We start from the raw sequence: 18,957 nt of genomic DNA, 5'->3' as shown, positions 1-18,957 counted from the left end.
TAAAAAATGCTCGGGGGTGCCGGCGGCGCCCTCGCCCAGGGGTATGATCGGCCAGCGCAGCCGCTGCCTTTCAGGGAGAAACCGCCGATGCCCCTCCACCTTCGCCCGGCCCGGGTCGATGACAGCCCGCACCTGAGCCGGATCGCCCGCCAGACCTTCGCCCTCGCCTGCCCGCCAGACACCCCGGCGGCAGAACTCCAGGCCTTTATCCGCGACCACCTGCAAGCGGAGCATTTTGCCGCGCTGCTGGAGACGCCCCTCAAGCAACTGCGGGTGCTGCTGCAGGACCGGCAGATCATCGGCTACAGCCTGATCAGCCTGCGGCCCGAACCCTTGGCAATTGCCGAAGCCGACGGCATCGCCGAGCTGACCCGCTGCTACCTGGCCGCCGAGCATCATGGCAGCGGCGCCGCCCAATACCTGCTGCAACAGACCCTGGCGCAACAACCCGGGCCGCTGCGCCTGACCGTCAGCGAAACCAATGTCCGGGCCATTCGCTTCTACCAGCGCAACGGTTTTATCAAGGTCGGTGAGACCTTGTTCCAGTGCGGCGCCGATCCCCAGCGCGACTGGGTCATGGTGCGCCGTCAGGCCATGCCCGAATCGGCAGAGCCAGGACCGGCGCCCAGGTAGCTCAGCGGCAGGTCGGTGATGTCCAGCACCTGGCTCAGCAGGAACTGGCGCAGGCGGTCGATCCGTTCCTGGCGCGGACTGTCGCGCAGCCATACCAGGTAATAGCCGTCGCCCGAGGCCAGTGCCTTGGGGAACGGCAGGCTGAGCCGCCCCTGGCGAATGTCCTGAGCCACCAGGTGCAGGTCGGCAATCGACAGGCCATGCCCGCCCATGGCGGCGGAGATGGCCTGGTCCAGGGTGTCGAACACATTGCCCCGATCCAGGGGCACCTGCTCCAGCAAGCCCTGGGCCTGCAGCCAGCGGCGCCAGTCCCGGCGATCGGCCGAGGGGTGGATCAGTTCGGCACGCTGCAGTCGCTCCAGGGTCCAGGGGGCTGCGTCCGGTGCTTGCGCCGGCCCCACGGGAACCAGCCACTCATCGAACAGCTTGCAGGCCTCGACCCCGGCCCCGAACTGGCCGTTGCCCAGGAGGATCGCGCAGTCGTAGGGCTCGGCGTAGAAATCCACATGGTCGAGGTCCATCCATACACTGGCCAGTTGCACCGGCAGTTCGGGATGCTCGCGCTTGAGCTGTTCCAGGACCCGGAGCAGCCAGCGCATGGTCAGGGTCGAGGGCGCCTTGAGGCGCAACTGGCCACTGTTGACCCGCAGCGGCAGGCAGGCGTCCTCGATGATCCGAAAACCGGCCTTGAGCTCCCGGGCCAGGCGCTGTCCGGTATCGGTCAGCACCAGCCGTGGACCATGGCGCTCGAACAGGCGGCAGCCGAACTGGCTCTCCAGGGTGCGGATGTGCCGGCTGATGGCGCTCTGGGTCAGGGACAGCTCCTCGGCCGCCCGGGTGAAGGAGCTGGAACGGGCCGCCACTTCAAAGGCGCGCAAGGCATAGAGCGGCGGTAGGGACTCGACCATCGTCAGGCACTCATGATGATTAATAATCATAGTAGGTCACAGCTTTTTGCGTTTTTCAACGCAGGGCAAAGCCCCCAAGCTGAGCGCTTGTGCAATGAATCAGGTGAATGTCCGTGGATGTGAATATATCGCTGTTACTGGCCTATATGCTGAGTGTGCTGATGCTGGTGGCGACCCCGGGGCCGGTGGTGACGCTGATCATCAGCACCAGCATCAACGCCGGTCCGCGCCAGGCCCTGCTGACGGCCCTGGGCACCCATGCCGCCTCGCTGCTGCTGGCCCTGCTGGCGGTACTGATGCTGACCACGGGACTGGCCCTGGACCCGCGCCTGATCAGCTGGATCAGCCTGTTGGGCTGCTGCTTCATCGCCTGGCTGGCGCTGCAGGGGCTGCGCGAACTGCGCACGCCCGACAACGGAGACGCCCCGGCCAGCGCTGCACGGCGCCGGGGCAAGGGCCTGGCCACCGGGTTTCTGGTGGGCATCGGCAACCCCAAGGACATTCTGTTCTTTGTCTCGTTCTTCCCCCAGTTCATCCAGGTCAGCCGCTCGGTGCAGCACAGTGCACTGCTGCTGACCCTGGTCTGGGTACTGATCGATTTTGCCGTGCTGGGGGCCTATATCCTGGTGGCCCGCCAGGGTTTCTCGCTGAAATACAAGCGCCTGGTGACCGGGCTGTCGAGCCTGGTGCTGCTGGCGGTGGCCGTGGTCGGCCTGGTTTATTCACTGCTGGAGCTGTACCGCCCGGGCGTCAGCTAAGGCGCCCGGGATTGCGCCTCAGACGTTGCGCAGTTCCAGGGTCAGGTGCGACAAGCCGGGCAACGACGCAAGACGTGCGCGCAGCACCTCGACACTGAGGGAAGCCTGGGCCACCACACTGACAATCGCTGCCCGGGCCCCGGGGCCGACCTGCCACACGTGCAGGTCGACGATGCTGGCGTCTCCCGCCGCTTCCACCGAGGCGCGGATCTGCGCAGCCACCGCCGCGTCGCTGGCATCGAGCAACACCGCCGCGCTGGACTTGATCAGGGCATAGGACCAGCGAGCGATCACCAGCGCCCCGACAATGCCCATCACCGGGTCCAGCCAGACCCAGCCCAGGTAGCGCCCGGCCAGTAGCGCGGCGATGGCCAGCACCGAGGTCAGGGCATCGGCCAGCACGTGCACGTAGGCCGAACGCAGGTTGTTGTCGCCGTGCGCCCGATGATGCTCGTGATGCTCGTGATGCTCGTGATGCTCGTGATGCTCGTGATCATGGGAGTGGCCGTGATGGGCATGCCCGCCGCCCAGCAGCCAGGCGCTGAGGATGTTCACCAACAGCCCCGCCACGGCGATCAGCGTGGCTTCAGCAAAGGCCACCGCCGTCGGCTGGAACAACCGCAGCAGGGATTCGGCGCCGATCCCCAGGGCCACCAGCCCGAGGATGATCGCCGAGGCGAAGCCGGCCAGGTCACCGACTTTGCCGGTGCCAAAACTGAAACGGGCGTTGCCGGCGTGGCGCCGGGCAAAGGCATAGGCCGCCGCCGCAATGCCCAGGGCCCCGGCGTGGGTGGCCATGTGCAGCCCGTCGGCCAACAGCGCCATGGACCCGGTGACGTAGCCGGCGACGATCTCCGCCCCCATCATCACCACCGTCAGCAGCACCACCCACAGGGTACGCCGGGCATTGTCATCATGATCAGCACCGAGGAACTGGTGATCGTGGGCGAGACGGGCAGCCTGCTGGGACAGATTCATCAGTGCACTCCTACTTGGCATAACGGCGAATGGCGGCGAGCAGTTCAGCCACGCCCTGGGCCCGCTCGGCGTCGCTGAGCTCGGGGTTGGCCACATGCTCCAGGGCATGGGCCTCGATGATCTCGCCCATCAGCCCGCTGATGGCGCCCCGGGTGGCGGCCACCAGGTGCAGGGTCTTGCCGCAGTCGGCGCCGCTCTCCAGCGCCCGCTCCACGGCCTGGACCTGACCGAGAATGCGCCGGACCCGTTTCAGCAACTGATCTTTCTGTGCCTGCGTATGCGACATACCCCTACCCCCTATACCTATATGAGGCAGATCCTGCGCCCTTATCTGGCCTGCCACAAGTCACTGGGAGAAAAATGCTGCCCTCGGCAACCACGGATCAACGGCTCGTCCCACAGAAATAACTGCGGCCCGGCCACTGCCGTGGATTAACATAGCCAAGTGCTACTCCTTCCTCAGGACCTGTCCTTCCATGTTGTCCAGAATCCGATGATTGCCGTCTGGTCCCTGCTCTGCCTGACCCTGCTGCTAGCCCTGCTGGCCCTGTGGCTGCTGTATCGCGAACGCCGTGCCCAGGCCGAACTGCGGGCCTATCGCGCCCTCGCCAAGGGCGCGCCCGATGATGCCGAGCGCTTCAAGCGCAGCCAGTACTTCGCGCGGATCGGCACCTGGGACTGGGAAGTCGACACCCAGCGCCTGTACTGGTCGGAAGCCATCTACGGCATGTTCGGCTTCAAGGTCGGTGAAGTGGTGCCCTCCTATGAGCTGTTCTGCTCCTGCGTGCACCCGGATGACCGGGCCCGGGTCCGTGCCGGCGAGCTGCATTGCCTGGAGACCGGAGAGAACCATGACGAGGAATACCGCGTGGTGTGGCCCGATGGCAGCGTTCACTGGCTGCGGGAAACCGGCAACGTGGTGAAGAACGTGCACGACACCGCCATCAAGATGATGGGGGTGGTGCGCGACATCACCGATGAAAAAGTCTCCACCCGCCAGTTGCAGCAACTGGCGCATTTCGATCCGCTGACCGGCCTGCCCAACCGTCTGATGCTCGAACAGCGCCTGTCCCGGGCCCTGGAACAGGCGCGTCAGGACCAGACCCGGGTGGCCCTGGTGTTCGTCGACCTCAATGGTTTCAAGGCGATCAACGACCAGTTCGGCCATGCCGCCGGCGACCGGGTGCTGAGCGCCACCGCCCAGCGCCTGCAGGGCATCCTGCGGGCCAGCGACACCGTGGCGCGCATTGGCGGCGATGAGTTCGTGGTGATTCTCGAGGGCCTGTCACCCGGGCTCGACCTGGACGAGGAAGCCCGGCGCATTGGCGAGAAAATCTTCAGCCAGCTGTCGCCGCCGGTGGAGGTCGACAGCCAGCGCCACAGCATCGGCAGCAGCCTGGGAGTGGCGGTGTTTCCCGACCATGCGGGGCGCATGGACCAGTTGCTGCACATTGCCGACCTGGCGATGTACGAAGCCAAGCGCAGCGGCAACAACCAGTATCGGCTGGGGCAATAAGGCCGCCGCCCGTGTCAGGCGTCGCCGGCCGCGCCGAGCAGTTGCTGGCGCAGATAAGCCAGAGCGCCCTGGAACAACGGGTGCCATTCATCCGACGGTTCACTGGCCAGGGGATGCCAGAAAAACCTGAACAGGTGCCCGGAGTCATCCGTGCAGAAATGACTCCAGGCCTCGGGCAATCCATCCGCCACCTGGCATTCATGGAAGGCCCAGGTCTGGCCGGTCAGGGCACACTGCCAGAGCCCCAACGGGCGCAGTGCCAAGCCCTCGAGACCCGCCTCCTCGGCCAGCTCACGCAGGGCCGCAGCGCTCGTCGACTCGCCTGGCTCCCGTGTGCCCTTGACCAGTTGCAGCCCGGCCAGGGGATGGCGGAATGCCAGGATCTCCAGCGCCCCCTGGCGCCGCAGTACCACCGGACAGGCTTTATTGGCCAGCATGGGTTTTTCCTTTCAGGGCGCGGACGCGGTATCAGTCGTCCCGGGTCAGCACTTCCAGCAACTCGATCTCGAAGATCAGGTTGGCGTTGGCGGGAATCGCGCCCACGCAACGCTCGCCATAGCCCAGGTGCGCCGGCACCAGCAGCTTGCGCCGGCCGCCGACCCGCATGCCCATCAGCCCCTGGTCCCAGCCCTTGATCACCCGCCCGGTGCCGATCACGCACTGGAACGGCTTGCCGCGATCGTAGGAGGAATCGAAGCTGGTGCCATCCTCCAGGAACCCGCGGTACTGGGTCGTGATCAGGGCCCCCTTGACCACCGCCTTGCCATCGCCCGGCTGGATATCGATCACCTGCAACTCGTCACTCATCATTCGCTCTCGTGCAAAGCATTGCCCCGTCCGGGGACTGCGGGAGGCTTTTTCGCAGAAATGCCGCGCCTTGGCAATCACTCATGGCGCGTCGCGATCAAGGTGCCCGTGGCGTCGAAGATTCCCTGCAGCGCCGCCTCCAGTTGCTCGAGGCTCGCCAGCCCGGGGCGCCACCGCACCTCCAGGCTGGACAGCCCCTGGCACCAGGCCAGCGCCTGCGAGAACTGCAGGGTCAGATGGCCCGGCGCCAACTGCACCCGGTCAATGCCGCCGTAGCCGGCCAGGCCCTGCCCGCCCAGCTCGACGTAGTAGGTGTCCATGCCCAGCGCCCGGTCCTGCTCGTCGCACTCCTGCGCACGCTGCAACAGCAGGTACTGCCCGGGCTCGGCCGGGTCATCGGCCAGGCCGAGGATGGACACCTCGTCCTCGGTGTAGGCGCTGTAGGTCACGGCATCAAACATCAGCTTCATCAAGACCTGCTCCTCTTCTCGCACTGTGCATCCCGGCCGCTCGCCCGTGCTGGCACTTCGTCACTGGCGCACCAAGCCGTATTCGTAGTCCAGCCACTCCTGCTCGAAAGGCTCCAGCAAGTACTCAAGCACGGCGTCGAACAGCACCGTGGCGGGCACATTCACTGAGTAGAAGCGCTTGCTGAACCCTTCCCAGGTGCATCCCAGGGCGTTGATCCGCTCCAGCACCTCGGTGATCCGCTCGCTGCCCGCGCTCATGAACACCAGGCGCAAGGTGCTGTTGCCACTGCTGGTGGCGACCTGGTGAAACCACTTGAGGCCATCGTCGCCGACCCGCACCTCGACCTCATCGTCCAGGCACACCTCCTGGGAGTAGAACGGGATATTGGCGATCCGGTAGAACCCCGAAGCCTGGCGCTCGGCCCAGACCCCTTCAGTGGTGGCCGGCGGATAGTCGTCGACGACCGACAACCTGAGCATGATCTTGTCCATTACCTGTCCCTGGAGCTTTGAGAAGAACGCTGCCTGCCACCCGTCGGGGCGCGGAACGCGGAGCGCTTTTTCGCAGAATTGCCACGCCTTGGCAACACTCGTCGCGGGCTGCTGAGAGAAATCCGTGCATTGCCCACAAGGCATTGGCGCAACCGGGGCGCGGCGCATGCGCCCTCGCCGCTCATGCCAGCCGCCCATAAAGGCGCACGGCACAGTGTCACTCAAAGGGGTTATTCCGTTACCATGGCGCCCCCACGCCTGCCCCAGATAAGGACATCCCATGGCCCCCGCCGACATCGCCGCCGTGGCGCTGCTCGCCTTGCTGATGCTGTACATCGCCAGCGTCTACAACACCCTGACCACCCGCCGCCATCGCTTGCAGAACGCCTTTGCCCAGATCGAAGTGCAGCTCAAGCGCCGCTATGACCTGATTCCCAACCTGCTGGAAACCGCCAAGGGTTACCTGCAGCACGAACGCGACACCTTGACCGGCGTGGCCAACGCCCGCAGCAATGCCCTGCAAAGCCTGCAATCGGCAGCGGCGCACCCCGGCGACAGGCAGAAGATCGCCCGCCTGGGCCAGGACGAAGGCGCCCTGGACAGCGCCCTTGGCCGCCTGCACCTGAGCCTGGAGGCCTACCCCCAACTGATGGGTTCGCAGAACATGGCGCAACTGAGCGAGGAGCTCACCAGCACCGAGAACAAGGTCGCCTTCGCGCGCCAGGCGTTCAACGACGCGGTGACCCACTACAACCTCTACAAGCACAGTGTGCCGGCGCTGTTCTTCGCCGCCCTGCTCGGCCATCGCAACGACGCTGCGCTGCTGCAGTTCGCCGACACACTGCTGATTCAGGACGCTCCCAAGGTCTCCTGGCAGTAACTCCACGGGCCTTGCGGCCCATCGTTCGTCCCGCGGAAACAAGCATGAAGTTTTTCCAGCACCAGGCCCGCGCCAAGCATCGCACCCTCAAGCTCCTGCTGTTGATGGCCCTGGCCGTGAGCTGCCTGATCGGCATCAGCAGCCTGGGCATCGGCCTGCTGCTACGCGAGCTGCTGCAGGAGTCCAGCCAGCCCAAGGTGCTGAGCTGGACCATAGTCGCGGTGGTGGCGCTGATCATGCTGCTGGTGGTGCTGCTGGGCAGCGGCTACAAGACCTGGCGCCTCAGGGCCGGTGGCAAGGTGATCGCCGAACTGCTCGGCGGGCGCCTGATCAACCATGCCCCCCGGGGGATCCATGAACAGCGGCTATTGAACATCGTCGAGGAAATGGCCCTGGCTTCGGGTTCCACCCTGCCCGGGGTGTACGTGCTGCCGGAGGACTCGATCAACGCCTTTGCCGCCGGCCTCGACCCCGAACAGGCGGTGCTCGGGGTCACCCGGGGCGCCATCAGCCGCCTGGACCGCGACGAGTTGCAAGGCATGATCGCCCATGAGTTCAGCCACATTCACAACGGCGACATGGGCCTCAACACCCGGCTGCTATCGGTGATCCACGGGCTGCTGGTGTTCAGCCTGGCGGGCCTGGCGCTGTTGCGCCAGGCCGAGCGGCAGCACCTGTCCAGCGACCGCAACCGCTTCATCTGGCAGATCGTCTTTGCCGTGCTGGGCCTGGCCTTGCTGATCCTCGGGTCCCTGGGCAGCCTGCTGGGCAACCTGATCAAGGCTGCTATCTGCCGCCAGCGCGAATTTCTCGCCGATGCCTCGGCCGTGCAGTTCACCCGCAACCCCCAAGGCATCTGCGGCGCCTTGAAAAAGATCGGCGGCTGCAGCGCGGGCTCGCGCATCAGCGCCTTCAGCGCCGGGCAATACAGCCACATGTACTTCCACCAGGGGGTGAAACTGCGCCTGGGCCGCCTGCTCGCCACCCACCCGCCGCTGGCCGAGCGCATTCAGCGCCTGGACCCGCAGTGGGATGGACGCTTTGCCACCCTGTAGGAGCAGCACATGCCCGACGATCCGCGCCTGAATCCGGCCGCACAAGCCGAACACCTGCAGGCCGCCGCCAGCCTGCTGGGCCAGCGCCTGCGGGGATTGACCCACGCCCAGTACCTGTACAACGGACAGGTACTGACCGATGACTGCGGCGACCTGCAACTGGATGGCCAGGACGGCCGCCAGGTCAGCCTGTTCCTGCTCGCTGACGGGGAAAGCGTCGGCGCCGCACAAAGGCCCATGCGCCTGCCCGCAAGCTTCGAACTCGAGGCCGGCGTGCACTGCGCATGGGAGGCCCGCGACCTCTTGCGCAGACTGGCAGCCAGCCACCTGCAGGGCGCCCTGATCGTCCGGGTACAGGGGCTGTTCGACCATTGGCCAGAGCTGGGCCGCACCTTTCTCTGCGGATTTCGGATCGACTTCGACAGCGGCGACTTTGTGGTGTTCTACAACCAGGGCGATGAAGCCACTGCCCTGCTCAACCAGTTGCCAGCGGGCACCCAGGGGGCCCAGAGCCTTTGGCGTGACCTGTCCTGAAGGATCGCAAACCCGGCCCCACCCTTTATCCTGCATTCATTTTTGCGCTGATCATCGCGGCGACCAACCGCCGGTGAAAGCGTCACCGATGGCTGACTATCATCAGCCATCGAGCCATCCGCGCAGCGTTTTACCTGGAGTCCTGCCCATGCCCCATGAAGGCAACCTGCTACAAGCCGCCGTCGTGTTCCTCTGCGCCGCGGTGCTGATCGTGCCCCTGGCCAAGCGCCTGCAACTGGGGGCCGTGCTCGGCTACCTGCTGGCCGGGGTGCTGATCGGCCCGTCGGTGCTGGGGCTGATCGGCAACCCGCAAAGCGTCAGCCATATCTCCGAGCTGGGGGTGGTGCTGCTGCTGTTCATCATCGGCCTGGAGCTTTCGCCGCGACGGCTGTGGGTGATGCGCAAGGCGGTGTTCGGGGTCGGCCTGGCCCAGGTGCTGCTGACCGGTGTGGTGATTGGCAGCGTGGCCCTGTTCCTGTTCGGCCAGCGCCTCAACAGCGCCATCGTCCTGGGCCTGGGGCTGGCACTGTCGTCCACCGCCTTCGGCCTGCAGAGCCTGGCCGAGCGCAAGGAACTGAACAGCCCCCATGGGCGCCTGGCGTTCGCCATTCTGCTGTTCCAGGACATTGCGGCCATTCCGCTGATTGCCATGGTGCCGGTGCTCGCCGGCGGCAACCACGACACCAGCACCACCCAGGACCTGGGGCACGGCCTGCAGGTGCTGGGCAGCATCGCCGTGGTGGTGGTCGGTGGCCGCTACCTGTTGCGCCCGGTGTTTCGCATCGTCGCCAAGACCCGGCTGCCTGAGGTGTCCACCGCCACCGCCCTGCTGGTGGTGATCGGCACCGCCTGGCTGATGGACCTGGCCGGGGTGTCCATGGCCCTGGGCGCGTTCCTCGCCGGGCTGCTGCTGGCGGATTCCGAATACCGCCATGAACTGGAAGCGCAGATCGAGCCGTTCAAGGGCCTGTTGCTGGGGCTGTTTTTCATCAGCGTGGGCATGGGCGCCAATATCAGCCTGCTGTTCAGCACGCCGGTGGCGGTGCTGGGGCTGACCCTGTTGCTGATCGGCCTCAAGCTGCCGCTGCTGTATGTGGTCGGGCGCCTGGTCGGCAGCTTGAATCGCGAGAGCGCGCTGCGCCTGGGGGTGGTACTGGCGGCGGGCGGCGAGTTTGCCTTCGTGGTGTTCAAGATCGGTCGCGACCAGGGCCTGTTCGCCGCCGACCTGCATGACTTGCTGGTGCTCACCATCACCCTGTCCATGGCCCTGACGCCGCTGCTGTTGCTGGCTTGCTCGCGGCTGCTCAAGCCCAAGCCAAAACCCCTGGAGATGCCCGAGGAATACCGCAAGATCGACAGCGACAGCCCACGGGTGGTGATTGCCGGGATGGGCCGCATGGGCCAGATCGTGGCGCGGATCCTGCGGGCGCAGAAAGTCCCCTTCGTGGCCCTGGACACCTCGGTGGACACCATCGAGCTGATCCGCAGCTTCGGCGGCATGCCGGTGTTCTACGGCGACCCGATGCGCCCGGAAATCCTCAAGGCGGCCAAGGTCGGCGAGGCCGAGTACTTCGTGATCGCCACCGACGACCCGGAGACCAACATCAAGACCGCCGAGCAGGTACGCAAGCTCTACCCGCACCTGAAGATCATTGCCCGCGCGCGCAACCGCCAGCACGTGCACCGGCTGGTGGACCTGGACGCCCAGGCGGTACGGGAAACCTACTACTCGAGCCTGGAGATGAGCCGCCGCACCCTGGTCGGCCTGGGTCTGAGCCAGGCCCAGGCCGATTCGCGGATCCAGCGCTTCACCCAGCATGACGAACAGTTGCTGGCGGCCCAGCACAAGGTCTACGACGATGAGGCCAAGGTCCTGCAGACCGCCCAGGAAGCCCGCAGCGAACTGGCCCGGCTGTTCGAGGCCGACGAACAGGACGAACAGGTCGAGAGCCCGTTGCCGCCGATGCGCTGAGGATGCACGCCGCTCGCTGGCGAGCCAGCTCCTACAGCAGACAGGTAGACCGTGCGGTGCCCTGTAGGAGCCGGCTTGCCGGCGAAGAGGACCGCGAGTATTGCAGCGCTCTTGACGCCGCCTTCGCTGGCAAGCCAGCTCCTACAGCAGACAGATAGACCGTGCCGTTCCCCGTAGGAGCCGGCTTGCCGGCGAAGAGGACCGTAAGTATTGCAGCGCTCTTGAAGCCGCCTTCGCTGGCAAGCCAGCTCCTACAGCAGACAGGTAGACCGTGCCGTTCCCCGTAGGAGCCGGCTTGCCGGCGAAGGCGCTCTCAGGAACACCGGAAAACGATCTGCATGACGCAGCATCTCCTCCAGCGGCTACCGACAGATTCTGTCAGTAGAGGGCGTGTAGAGTGGACGCCGCCCCCGGCTTTGAATGGATACGCCCCATGAGTTCTACCCAAGAGCAGGCCCCCGCCCTCAAGGAAATCTTTAACCAGCAGCGCCTGCTACATATCGCCGATGCCATGCACGCGGTGCACCCGGCCTTCGACCGCCAGGGATTCCTGCAACGGGCCGGCCACGACCTTGACAAGCTGTCGCTGATGCAGCGCCTGGCCCGAGTCAGCGAGAGCCTGCACCAGGTGCTGGACCTGGACTACCCCACCAGCCTGGAGCTGCTGCAAGCCCTGGCGCCGCGCCTGAACAGCCGCTTCGTGTGCATCTTCCTGCCCCACTACGTGGCCAGCTACGGCCTGCATGACTTCGAGCTGTCCATGGCGGCGCTGAAGTATTTCACCGGCTTCGGTTCATCGGAATTCGCCGTGCGCCACTTCTTGCGCCAGGACTGCCAGCGCACGCTGGCCGTGATGCACGAGTGGGCCACGGACAGCGATGAACACGTACGCCGCCTGGCCAGCGAAGGCAGCCGTCCGCGCCTGCCCTGGTCGTTCCGCCTGGAACGGCTGCAGGCCAACCCGGAACTGGCGGCGCCGATCCTCGAACGCCTGCGCAATGATCCCAGCCTGTACGTGCGCAAGTCGGTGGCCAACCACCTCAACGACATCACCAAAGAGCACCCGCAGTGGGTCCTGGAACGTCTTGAAGGCTGGCCCCTGGAGCAGCCCCACAGCGCATGGATCGCCCGTCATGCCCTGCGCAGCCTGATCAAGCAGGGCGACCGCCGGGCCCTGGCGCTGATCGGCGCCGACCGCCGGGCCGAAGTCGAGGTCCAGGGTTTCGAAGTAACGCCGACGGCGCTGCACCTGGGCCAGAGCCTGAACCTGTCGCTGCAGTTGCTCTCCACCTGCGCCGAGCCCCAGCGCCTGGTGGTGGACTACGCCATCGACTACGTCAAGGCCTCCGGCGCCACCGCGAGCAAGGTGTTCAAGCTCAAGACCTTCACCCTGCAAGGCCTGGCCCAGGTGGAGCTTGGCCGCAGCCAGCAGATCCGCGAACTGACCACCCGCCGCCACTATCCGGGGCGCCACGGCGTGCGATTGCTGGTCAACGGCGAAGCTCTGGCCAGCGGCTATTTCCAATTGTTGATGCCCTGATACTCTGGCGCCCACCTGCTCTCTCACCCCTCAAGGAAGAACACATGGCAATCATCAGCCAATGGGCCAAGTCCATCGCCAAGCTCCTGGAAAGCAGCTATGAAGTCAGCAGCACCATCGCCAACCACAGGACGGTGCTCGGCGATGCCCGGGAGAGTTTCATCCGCGACGTGCTGCAGCGCTTCCTGCCCAGCAACGTCAGCGTCGGCTCGGGGCAGATCATCGATGCCTATGACGGCATCTCCAAGCAGATCGACCTGATCATCTACCGCAGCGATTTCCCCATCCTGCGCACCTTCGGATCCGCCGACGTGTACCTGATCGAAGGGGTGGTCGCCACCATTGAAATCAAGTCACAGCTCAACGAAGCGAGGCTGTTCGAAGCCCTGGAAAACGGCAAGTCGGTGCGCAACCTCCAGGTCTCGCTACTGGGGGAATCTGTCGATCACTACAGCAACCTGGTGTATGGCGCATCATTCGCAGAACTGACGCCAACGCAGTCGTTCTCCGTCAGGGACCAGCTCCTGCCACCGACCTACATCTACGGCTACCACGGCTATACGGGCAACAGCGTGGAGGCTCTGCGCACAAGCCTGAACAGTTGGCACAACCATCTGCACAGCCACGGCGAAATGGATGTCACCCTGATGCCCGAAGTGATTGTCACCCAGGGCTGCGTGACCCAGAAAAACCTCAACAACGCCCTGAAGCTGCCACGGGCCAATGCCCAGGACCTGGAAGCCAGCCGGCAGGCCTTCAACGAGGAACTGCACAGCGACCTAGGCAAGCGCGATTTTCTCGGGTACTTCCGCGAGCGGGATGATCAGGGCTTCGACTATGGAATCGCCATCAAGGCCTGCGACTCACCCTTGCAGTACCTGATTTCCAGCCTGCTACAGACCATCACCACTCGCATCGGCTACCCGCAACTGGGGAACACCGGCATCCAGTACAACCTGCTGAACTATCACCTCAGCGCTGAAATGGAAGGCGGCTGGTCGGGGGCAGCGGTGAACTTCATCAAGGTGGCGGACCCGAAACTGGATTTCGCCAAGTCCCAGGGAATCTGGCGCTGAGCGCCTTGCCGGCCGCCACAGGGCTCAGCTTTTGCCGGCAGTCGGCGAGAGACTTATCAAGTGCTCGCTGCAGCCGAAACCGCCCACTGCGTCGTCGTACCAGAACACTTCCACCACCGCGATGCAGTCGTCATAGGACTGCCCCTGCAGCGTGCCGTCGGCCTTGAACACCCGCAGGTAGCCACCAACGCTGTAGCGCGAGCTGTCGCCATCGCCGGGCATGGTCATGGTGGGAATCCAGGTGCGCCAGCTGAACAAGCGGTACTTCTGGTAGTAGAAGGCCTGGTCGGGGCTGTAGTCACGGCCCTGATACGGCGTGCCGTAGTAGAACGAGCCATAGGCCTGGTACGCCAGGTACAGCGCCAGGGCGGCGCCGAGAATGAGGTTGATCTTTTTCATCGCAGGGTCGTTCCTTTTACCCGTGGAAACATCAAGAAGGCTGCAGGCCCAACATGCGCAGGCAGGCCTGGACAATGGCCTCGGCCAAGGCCCGGCCATCGTCCTCGCCGGCGGCGATCACATCGTCGGTAGCGCCATGCACCCCGGCGTAGATCAGCGAAGCCACGACCTCCGGCTGGGCCAGAGACCAGGTGCCCGCCTGCTGGCCACCTTCGAGAATGCCCAGCAATTGCTGGAGGATCGCGCTTTTTTCCGGGTTGCCACGGTCATGGTGATGGTGGCTGGGGTAGACGATGTCGTGCAGCCGGTAGGTCTCCAGGTAAACCTGGACACTGGCGCGGATCCAACTGCAGATCCGCGCCTCCCAGTCGTCCTCGGGGCAGGCATTCACCGCCAGTTCCAGGCGTTCGAGAAAGTGCCGGGTATAGCGCTGCCCGAGGGCCACCAGCATGTCGTTCTTCGATTCGAAGTAGTGATAGAAGGTGCCCTTGGCCACCTCGGCCCGGGAGACGATTTCACTGATGGTGGTGGCCTCCACGCCCTGGCTGAGGAACAGCGCCTCGGCGGCGGCCATCAACTCTTCCAGGCGCACCTCGGCGGGCTTGGTCCGCGGCCGGGGCTGATCGGCCGTGCGCTCGTGGGACGAAGAGGGTTTCACGTTCATGAAGCAATCCGGCTGATGCACAAAGGCCGACAGTCTAGGGGAATTGCCCGGGAAAAGAGAGTTGAGAAAGCATATCATTTTCCATTGACCGACGGTCAGTCGAATATTAACCTGATGCCGCCCGCTGCCTTTCCTGCCCAGCGAGGGAGTCGTGTCATGCAACGCTATCGTCGTCCGGCCCTGGTGGCCGCCGCTTACCTGGGGACCTTCCTCGCGTCACTGGACATCAGCATCGTCAACGTCGCCCTGCCGACCCTGCAGCAGGCGCTGGCCACCGACCTGGCCGGCCTGCAATGGGTGGTCAACGCCTACGCCATCTGCCTTTCGGCCTTCATGCTCTCCGCCGGCCCCCTGGGCGACCGCTTCGGCCACAAGCGCGGCTGGCTGGCCGGGGTGCTGCTGTTCACCCTGGGCTCGCTGCTCTGCGCCCTGGCCCAGGACCTGTCGCTGCTGCTGGCCGGGCGCGCGGTGCAGGGCCTGGCCGGGGCCTTGCTGATCCCCGGAGCGATGCCGATCCTCAGCCACGCCTTCCCCGATCCCCGGCAACGGGCCCACGTGATCGGCGGCTGGTCGGCCTTCAGCGCCCTGGCGCTGATCCTCGGCCCGCTGCTGGGCGGCCTGCTGCTGGAGTCCATGGGTTGGCAGAGCATCTTCCTGATCAACTTGCCCATTGGCCTGCTGGCCCTGGTCCTGGGCCTGTGGGGCATCAGCGAACGCAAGCACCCGCAACACGCCGCCCTCGATCCCCTGGGCCAGGCCCTCAGCGTGTTCTGGCTGGCGGCCCTGACCTATGGCCTGATCCTTGCCGGCGAGGACGGTTTCGACAGCCCGGGGGCCCTGCTCGCGCTGCTGCTGGCCGGCGCCGGGCTGCTGGCTTTCGGCCTGGTGGAACGCCGGGTGTCACGACCGCTGGTGCCCCTGGAACTGTTTCGCCAGCGGCCGTTCGCGGTGGCCAACCTGGCCTCGTTCATCCTCGGGTTTTCCTGCTACAGCAGCCTGTTCTTTTTCTCGATCTTCCTGCAGCAGATCCAGGGCTGGTCTGCGGCCGACACCGGCTTGCGCCTGCTCCCGCAGTTCATCGTCATGGCGACTGTGTCCCTCCTCTTCGGCCGCCTCAACGCCCGCCTGCCACTGCGCTGGCTGATGGTCGGCGGCTATGGGCTGGTGGGCCTGGCGATGGCTGCCATGGCCGGCTTCGCAGCCCACACGCCGTACTGGCAGGTGGGCAGCCTGTTCGCCCTGCTGGGCCTGGGCATGGGCCTGGCGGTGCCGGCCACTGGCCTGACCGTCATGGCCTGCGCCCCACCGGAACGCGCCGGGATCGCCTCGGCCAGCATGAACGCCCTGCGTCAGACCGGCATGAGTGTCGGCATTGCCCTGCTCGGCAGCCTGATGAGCGCCCAGGCGGTGCGGGCCCTCAGCGCATCGGCGACCCTGGCGGGCATCCAGGGTGCCAGCGACCTGGCCCGGCAGGCGGTGACCGAACACCGCCTGCCCCTGGACAGCCCACTGCTGGGCGAACTCTATGACGCCGCCATGACCAGCGGTTTTCGCCTGGCCATGGCCCTCGCGGGGGGCGCCTGCCTGTTGGCCATGGGCGTGTTGCTGGCTGGCCACAGGCACACCACACAGCCTCAGCGACGTGAGCAGGTGCTGGCGCCTGAGGCCCTGCAGCCAAGCGCCGCAGCCAGCCCGTCTGCCCGGCCGCCGGACTGAGGCCGCGGCTTTCACGGTGTCGCAAACACACAGTCCAAGGTCGAATCCAGCCTGCCACCCCCACCGCTGTCACCCATACTCAAGGCTCACTTCTCCGGTAATGGAATACGCCCGTGAACCTGCCCTCGGCCCTGCCTGAAAGCGCCCCTGCCCTGGTCAATCCGCTCCGCCTGGGCCAGGACGACCTGGAGCATTTCAAGACGCGCGGTTACATCAAGCTGCGCCAGTTGCTGACCCCCAGCGCCATCCACCAGCTGCGGGAGCTGGCCGACAGTCAGCTGCGTGCCGCGCCCCCGGCCACCCCGGCCCACAGCGACGGTTTCACTCGGCTGACCCACCGCCTGGGACAGGTCGGCATCCTTGAGCGCCTCTATCAGCAACCGGCATTCGCCCAGGCGCTGACCTTCCTCTGCGGCAGCCGGCTGATCATGTGCGAGGCCCAGAGCTTCGAGCTGGGGGTGGGCCGCACGGGGTTTGCCTGGCACTACGACTCGCTGAACTTTCGCTACATCCGCCCCCAGGACCCGGCCTTCAGCCTGTGGTTGCCGTTGCAGCCGATCCACCCCGAAGGCCAGGGCGGTGGCATGGCCTGGGTGCCGCTGTCGCTGTTCTCGGCCCAGGAGAATTTCCAGTTCTCGCGGCTGCTGGCGCAGAAACTGGCGCGGGGCGAATCGGTCGACGAGTTCTGCGCCCTGCTGCACCAGACCTACGCCACTCCCGGGGTGCTCACCGACTGCTTCGAGGAGCAGCGCATCGAACAGGCCTTCGAGCCCGGCGATGCCCTGCTGTTCAGCAAGTACCTGTGGCACCGCTCCAGCCCTCTGCTGGAGGGTGAGCTGCAACGGCGCCAGGCGATAAGCCTGCGCCTGGTGGACTGGCGCGCCTGCCTCGACCCGCTCTTGCAGGACGGCGAGACCCGCAGCGCCGGCGGGCTGGGCATGGGCCGCGCCGGCGGACCGCTGAATCCACAGTCCTATGGCTCGCGCTTTGTCGACATCAAGCCGGGAGCGCCAATCCGCAGCTCGGCCCATTGCGGGCCGATGCTCTGAATGCCCAGTCGGGACTCATCCACATCGCCTGGGCAATACGGCGATCAGCAAGCGCAAGACAGAGGATGCGTGACGGGATGACGACAATATCCGAAGCAGCAACAGGACTTCAGTAGAGCAGTATCGTGCGTCGATATGCACTATTCTTGCACCGCCCGGCACTTTGTCAGTGCTGCACGGCTAACCTCTGCTTTGTTGATAGGGATATTGCAATGCTCATCAGTTCCGCATCGCCACAAGAACTTGTCGATTGGTTTCACACCCGGCAAGAGCCCCTAACTCAGCAACCGTTGCTCTGCGTGTTGCTTGCCCCGCGCAACGCCGATCAGAAAAAGCTCACCAAGCTGATCGCTGATCTGGATGACGTCGATAGGGCAATGGGGAGCAAAGTTGGCTTTATCCTGCTAGACCCAAAGGCCACCACCACGTTGGCGATCGACCGGTCTGGAGGAGAGGTTGCTGCCTTTCCAGGTCAAGTACTCTCCTCTGCGCAACACCCCGGTGATGACATAAGAGCTCTTCGAGACGAGCAGGCTTTCCAAGACCTGGGCCAAAACTGGGAAAAAGTACAACAAAGGATTGCCAGGGACACGTCAAAGGCCACCGCCCGATTCGTCCCCGAATTCTTGGAACTCTTCGAGATATCCCCCGAGGATCAGCCATGCCTCTGTGTGCTAGTGAAAGGGCTCGATGAGTCGGTGGTATTGCCCTTGGGGAGGGATTGGAGTGCAGAGCAACTGATCTCACTGTTAGAGAAACTGCGTGTCATCGCCAATCAGCTGCCAGACTTTCACAGCGCCTTTCAAAGCGTCAAGACAGCGGGTCCGGAACATCTCCTACCAGCACTGAAAAAAGCCACCAAGGAAATTGACGAGCACATTCTGACGCTTGAAAGCGTGTTGGAAAAAATCCACTCACGTTATGCCGGCACTGCCGATGACCACACGACTCTGGCAACCTTTCACGCTGACCGTTATCCCGGCACGGCGCAGCTCCAAAGGGTATTCAGCCAACTGTCCTATAGCTCGGTTGCCGCGTTCCAGGATGACCTGCAGGTAAAGAGAGCGGGCAAACTGATGTCGCAGATCGGCGAGATCAGGAACAAGATTCATAGAAATGATCAACAATGCAGGCAGGTCGCCTTGTCCATCGCAGACAAGGCACAGCTCATCGTCGAAAGTCGCACACAGATGCTCGATGCCCTGAGCCGACTGCAAGCCGGGGCCTCACGCGTGGTCAGCACCAGCACCCTCAACCGCCAGGCGTTAGGCAACCTCAAATCCGGCCTGGAATGGATAGATCTGGGAGGTAATGCCCAGGAGAAACTCACCCGCGCAGTGGGTTGGTGCGTGAAACTCATTGAGACCTATTGAACCGTCGTGACTGACTGCCAAGGGCGTAACCCTGGAGCCCAGGTAATCTGCGTGCCGAGCGGGCGCATCGACTCAAAACAAACCGCAACCGTGGGCTCACACCTCTCTATGCCCTTGCGCCGCGGGTGCTACAGCGC

21 protein-coding genes are annotated in these 18,957 nt (G+C 64.9%); 12 read left to right on the top strand and 9 right to left on the bottom strand.

Features of this window, described 5'->3' with window-relative positions; genetic code table 11:
* The first annotated feature begins 87 nt into the window (after positions 1–87).
* Positions 88–633 carry a GNAT family N-acetyltransferase gene (locus tag U873_RS0109765; protein WP_025128078.1) on the top strand — a complete coding sequence of 182 codons (546 nt, stop codon included), beginning with the start codon at positions 88–90 and terminating at the stop codon, positions 631–633.
* Here U873_RS0109765 and U873_RS0109760 read toward each other — a convergent pair.
* The gene (locus tag U873_RS0109760; protein WP_025128077.1) at positions 588–1,541 is read right to left on the bottom strand and encodes a LysR substrate-binding domain-containing protein; all 954 of its coding nucleotides are present in this window, start codon (positions 1,539–1,541) and stop codon (positions 588–590) included. The two genes, U873_RS0109765 and U873_RS0109760, sit on opposite strands and share 46 nt — an antisense overlap.
* A gap of 119 nt (positions 1,542–1,660) precedes the next feature.
* Between U873_RS0109760 and U873_RS0109755 the strand changes: the two genes are divergently transcribed.
* Positions 1,661–2,299, top strand: coding sequence for a LysE family translocator (locus U873_RS0109755; protein ID WP_025128076.1), 639 nt, complete (start codon positions 1,661–1,663; stop codon positions 2,297–2,299).
* 18 nt (positions 2,300–2,317) lie between these two features.
* Here the strand turns inward: U873_RS0109755 and dmeF are convergent, their stop codons facing one another.
* The gene (gene dmeF / locus U873_RS0109750) at positions 2,318–3,277 is read right to left on the bottom strand and encodes a CDF family Co(II)/Ni(II) efflux transporter DmeF (RefSeq protein WP_025128075.1); all 960 of its coding nucleotides are present in this window, start codon (positions 3,275–3,277) and stop codon (positions 2,318–2,320) included.
* 10 nt (positions 3,278–3,287) lie between these two features.
* The gene (locus U873_RS0109745) at positions 3,288–3,563 is read right to left on the bottom strand and encodes a metal/formaldehyde-sensitive transcriptional repressor (RefSeq protein WP_025128074.1); all 276 of its coding nucleotides are present in this window, start codon (positions 3,561–3,563) and stop codon (positions 3,288–3,290) included.
* Positions 3,564–3,770: 207 nt separating this feature from the next.
* Between U873_RS0109745 and U873_RS0109740 the strand changes: the two genes are divergently transcribed.
* Positions 3,771–4,793 (top strand): sensor domain-containing diguanylate cyclase, encoded by a 1,023-nt coding sequence (locus tag U873_RS0109740; protein WP_029978295.1) that lies wholly within the window; start codon positions 3,771–3,773, stop codon positions 4,791–4,793.
* Between the two features lie 14 nt (positions 4,794–4,807).
* Here the strand turns inward: U873_RS0109740 and U873_RS0109735 are convergent, their stop codons facing one another.
* The 4 genes from U873_RS0109735 to U873_RS0109720 form a co-directional block, all read right to left on the bottom strand.
* Complete coding sequence (locus U873_RS0109735; protein ID WP_025128073.1) at positions 4,808–5,230, bottom strand: NUDIX domain-containing protein; 423 nt, start codon at positions 5,228–5,230, stop codon at positions 4,808–4,810.
* A gap of 31 nt (positions 5,231–5,261) precedes the next feature.
* A complete protein-coding gene (locus tag U873_RS0109730) occupies positions 5,262–5,600 on the bottom strand; it encodes an FKBP-type peptidyl-prolyl cis-trans isomerase (protein ID WP_025128072.1) in 339 nt (112 codons plus the stop codon).
* Positions 5,601–5,677: 77 nt separating this feature from the next.
* The gene (locus tag U873_RS0109725) at positions 5,678–6,070 is read right to left on the bottom strand and encodes an Imm10 family immunity protein (RefSeq protein ID WP_025128071.1); all 393 of its coding nucleotides are present in this window, start codon (positions 6,068–6,070) and stop codon (positions 5,678–5,680) included.
* A gap of 60 nt (positions 6,071–6,130) precedes the next feature.
* On the bottom strand, positions 6,131–6,562 hold the full coding sequence (locus U873_RS0109720) for a DUF4265 domain-containing protein (RefSeq protein WP_025128070.1): 432 nt from the start codon (positions 6,560–6,562) through the stop codon (positions 6,131–6,133).
* A 280-nt stretch (positions 6,563–6,842) separates the two neighbouring features.
* Here U873_RS0109720 and U873_RS0109715 point away from each other — a divergent pair, with 280 nt between their 5' ends.
* The 6 genes from U873_RS0109715 (at position 6,843) to U873_RS0109690 (ending at position 13,619) form a co-directional block, all read left to right on the top strand.
* Complete coding sequence (locus tag U873_RS0109715; RefSeq protein ID WP_025128069.1) at positions 6,843–7,442, top strand: LemA family protein; 600 nt, start codon at positions 6,843–6,845, stop codon at positions 7,440–7,442.
* A gap of 44 nt (positions 7,443–7,486) precedes the next feature.
* On the top strand, positions 7,487–8,497 hold the full coding sequence (locus U873_RS0109710) for a M48 family metallopeptidase (protein WP_025128068.1): 1,011 nt from the start codon (positions 7,487–7,489) through the stop codon (positions 8,495–8,497).
* A gap of 9 nt (positions 8,498–8,506) precedes the next feature.
* On the top strand, positions 8,507–9,031 hold the full coding sequence (locus U873_RS0109705) for a hypothetical protein (protein WP_025128067.1): 525 nt from the start codon (positions 8,507–8,509) through the stop codon (positions 9,029–9,031).
* 148 nt (positions 9,032–9,179) lie between these two features.
* Positions 9,180–11,003 carry a monovalent cation:proton antiporter-2 (CPA2) family protein gene (locus U873_RS0109700; RefSeq protein WP_025128066.1) on the top strand — a complete coding sequence of 608 codons (1,824 nt, stop codon included), beginning with the start codon at positions 9,180–9,182 and terminating at the stop codon, positions 11,001–11,003.
* 433 nt (positions 11,004–11,436) lie between these two features.
* Positions 11,437–12,543 carry a DNA alkylation repair protein gene (locus U873_RS0109695; RefSeq protein WP_025128065.1) on the top strand — a complete coding sequence of 369 codons (1,107 nt, stop codon included), beginning with the start codon at positions 11,437–11,439 and terminating at the stop codon, positions 12,541–12,543.
* A 44-nt stretch (positions 12,544–12,587) separates the two neighbouring features.
* Entirely contained in the window at positions 12,588–13,619 is a 1,032-nt protein-coding gene (locus U873_RS0109690; RefSeq protein ID WP_025128064.1) for a DUF6602 domain-containing protein, read from the top strand.
* A 24-nt stretch (positions 13,620–13,643) separates the two neighbouring features.
* Here U873_RS0109690 and U873_RS0109685 read toward each other — a convergent pair whose 3' ends face one another.
* Both U873_RS0109685 and U873_RS0109680 read right to left on the bottom strand, forming a co-directional pair.
* Positions 13,644–14,018: a hypothetical protein gene (locus U873_RS0109685; RefSeq protein WP_025128063.1), complete on the bottom strand. Its 375-nt coding sequence runs from the start codon at positions 14,016–14,018 to the stop codon at positions 13,644–13,646.
* Positions 14,019–14,049: 31 nt separating this feature from the next.
* A complete protein-coding gene (locus U873_RS0109680) occupies positions 14,050–14,682 on the bottom strand; it encodes a TetR/AcrR family transcriptional regulator (RefSeq protein ID WP_025128062.1) in 633 nt (210 codons plus the stop codon).
* A gap of 156 nt (positions 14,683–14,838) precedes the next feature.
* Here U873_RS0109680 and U873_RS0109675 point away from each other — a divergent pair, with 156 nt between their 5' ends.
* The 3 genes from U873_RS0109675 to U873_RS0109665 all read left to right on the top strand — a co-directional run bounded on the left by U873_RS0109675 (position 14,839) and on the right by U873_RS0109665 (position 18,820).
* Entirely contained in the window at positions 14,839–16,398 is a 1,560-nt protein-coding gene (locus tag U873_RS0109675) for an MFS transporter (protein ID WP_025128061.1), read from the top strand.
* Between the two features lie 113 nt (positions 16,399–16,511).
* Positions 16,512–17,447, top strand: coding sequence for a phytanoyl-CoA dioxygenase family protein (locus U873_RS0109670; RefSeq protein WP_025128060.1), 936 nt, complete (start codon positions 16,512–16,514; stop codon positions 17,445–17,447).
* A gap of 212 nt (positions 17,448–17,659) precedes the next feature.
* Positions 17,660–18,820 carry a hypothetical protein gene (locus U873_RS0109665; RefSeq protein WP_025128059.1) on the top strand — a complete coding sequence of 387 codons (1,161 nt, stop codon included), beginning with the start codon at positions 17,660–17,662 and terminating at the stop codon, positions 18,818–18,820.
* Positions 18,821–18,957 lie beyond the last annotated feature (137 nt).

Origin of the sequence: Pseudomonas sp. PH1b (assembly GCF_000633395.1) — a bacterium.
Taxonomy (GTDB): Bacteria; Pseudomonadota; Gammaproteobacteria; order Pseudomonadales; family Pseudomonadaceae; genus Aquipseudomonas.
This window is presented reverse-complemented; position numbering and strand designations above follow the sequence as displayed.